Origin of the sequence: Micromonospora echinofusca (assembly GCF_017614955.1) — a bacterium.
Taxonomy (GTDB): Bacteria; Actinomycetota; Actinomycetes; order Mycobacteriales; family Micromonosporaceae; genus Micromonospora; species Micromonospora echinofusca_A.
Window position 1 is genome coordinate 1 of the sequence record NZ_WVUH01000570.1, and the last position, 2,548, is coordinate 2,548.

General features: G+C 76.5%; 2 protein-coding genes. Both read right to left on the bottom strand.

Annotated features, from left to right (window positions below; genetic code table 11):
* Nucleotides 1–911 (bottom strand): AMP-binding protein (locus GSF22_RS32815; RefSeq protein ID WP_208817795.1); only part of this gene is annotated, 911 nt, incomplete at its 3' end.
* A gap of 78 nt (nucleotides 912–989) precedes the next feature.
* Nucleotides 990–2,213 (bottom strand): thioesterase domain-containing protein, encoded by a 1,224-nt coding sequence (locus tag GSF22_RS32820; RefSeq protein WP_208817796.1) that lies wholly within the window; start codon nucleotides 2,211–2,213, stop codon nucleotides 990–992.
* Between the last annotated feature and the right edge of the window lie 335 nt (nucleotides 2,214–2,548).

A 2,548-nucleotide genomic window follows, 5' to 3' on the forward strand; every position in this document is an offset into this window, starting at 1 on the left:
ACCACACACACCGTGGTCTCGGTGGGCCCGTACCAGTTGTGCAGCCGCCGGGTCGGTGGGGCCGACCAGCGGGCCACCTGTTCCGGGCCGGGTGGTTCCCCGGCGGTGACGACGTCCCGCAGGGCGGGCAGCCGGGTGGGGTCCAGCAGCGGCAGCAGGGCCGGCGGGACGAAGGCCCAGGTGACCTCGTGGGCAGCCAGGAACCGGTGCAGCCGGGCCGGGTCGACCCGGTCGGCGTCCGGGACGAGGTGCACGCTGGCCCCGCAGGTCAGCGGGGTGAGCAGGTCCAGCACCGACACGTCGAAGCCGAGAGCGGAGAAGGCACCGGCCCGGCAGGTGCCGTCGAGTCCGAAGTGCCGGCCGGCGGCGGTGACGAACGACGCGAGGCTGTGCTGGCTGACGGCCACGCCCTTGGGCCGTCCGGTGGACCCGGAGGTGTACAGCACGTACGCGGTCTGCGCCGGGTCGACCGGCGCCGGGCGGGGCCCGGCGGCCGGCGCGGCGGCGGTGCCCGCCGGCGGCAGGGCCGGTACGACGAGGTGCCGGCCGCTGTCGGCGAGCAGCGCCGCCCCGGCGTCGTCGGCCACCACCACGTCGATGCCGGCGTCGAGGCAGATGTCGTCGAGCCGGCTGCGGGGATGCGCCGGGTCGAGCACGACGTACGCGCCACCGCTGGCCAGGACGCCCAGGACAGCCACCGGCAGCCGCAGCTCCCGGCGCGCGCAGATCCCGACCCGGGTCCCCGGTCCGGTCCCGAGCGCCCGCAGCCGTCCGGCCAGGACGGTGGCGGCGTCGACCAGTTCGGGGTAGGTGAGCGTGTCCTCCCACTGCCGGACCGCGACCGCCCCGGGGCGCCGCGCCGCCTGCGCCACCACGAGATCCCAGAGCAGCCCGGCCGGGGGCGGTGCCACCGGCCCGCGCGTCCACGGTGCGGGCGCCGCCGGTCCACCCGGCCCGGGGCCCGGCGTGCCGACGTGTCGCGCGTCCATCTAGCGCAGGTCCGTGCCGGGCGTCTCGAACCGCAGCCGCCACCGTCCACCCCGGGTCGCGACCGCCGCGACCGCACCGTCCAGGTCGAGGTGGGTGACCTGCCAACCGGTGGCGTCCGACGTGCCGTCGGCGGCCTTACGGACGGCCTCCTTCGCCGTCCAGCAGCGCAGTGCGGCCCGCAACTGGTGTTCCTCCGGCTCGGCCAGCACCTCGGCCCACTCGGCCGGGGTCAGCACCCGGGCGCAGAAGGCGTCGAAGTCGGCCACCGGTCGCAGCGTCTCGACGTCGACGCCGAGGTCCCGCCCGCCGACGGCGACGACCGCCGTACCGGCCGACCGGCTGACCGACCAGCGCAGCCCGGCCGGGCCCGACCGGTCCGGATCCGCGCCGTAGCGCCGCAGCACGGCCGGCAGCCGGTCCGGCGTCACCCGCCACAGGTGGATCTCGTCGGCGGCGGGCGGCTCCAGCGCGGCGGGCCCGGCGGACCGGACCGCCGCGAGGTCGGCGGCGATCAGCGCGGTCACGGTCTGCGGCGCGGTCCGGATGAACAGGTGGTCACCGGCGAGGGTGTGCAGCCGGAAGGAGGCCGACGTGTGCCGGGCCCAGCCGAGCATCATGTCGTCGGGCACCTCCCGGTCGTCGAGACCGGCGAAGGCCACCACCGGCACGGGCAGCGGTTCCGCCGGGTGGTAGCGGTACCGTTTCAGCCAGTCCAGGTCGGTACGGAGGGTGGGCAGCACCGCCGCCCGGACGTCCGGGTCGTCCCGGACCACGTCCGGCGTACCGGCCCGCAGGATCAACTGGTCCAGGAAGGCGTCCACGGTCAGGTGCGCCAGCCGGGTGATCGGCTCGGGCAGGTGCGGGGGGTGGGCGCCGCCCACGTACAGCCGTACCGGCAGCGGCGTGCCGGTGCGCCGCAGCTCCCGGATCACCTCGAAGGCCAGCCGGGCTCCCATGCTGTGGCCGTAGAGGGCGTACGGCGCGTGGGCGTACCCGGCGATCCGGGCGGCCACCTCGCCGACGTCGATGCCCGGGGTGCCCGGCCGACGGCCGTCGCGGCCGGGAAGCTGCACGGTGTCCACCCGGACCGGGTCGGGCAGGAGTTCCGGCCACCGCCAGTACGCCAGGGCGTCACCTCCGGCGTAGGGCAGGCAGAGCAGGGTGACGTGTCCGGTCGGTACGGGTCCGGCGGGTGGGCCGGACAGCTGGTCCACGGCAGCCACGACCACTCACCTCCCCCCCGTGCGCGTGTCACCGGGCCACGGACCTGGTCGGCCGCCGGGCAGCCCCCCGCCCGGTGGCCCAGATCACAATTCACGGTGGCCGATGCGGGGGATTTTGCCACAGTGGCCGATCCACTGTCGATCATCAGACAGCCACCGGACCGGGACACAGCGCCACCGGCCCCACCCGCCCCGGGCCGGCGGGCGGGCCTGATCAGGCGGGCGTACCGAGCGGCTGCGGCACCGGTGGGGCGGGACCGTCCACGGCGTACCGGCGCCGCGCCGCGTTGCGGTACCGCCACACCTGCACCGCACCGACCGCCCACAGCAGGTAC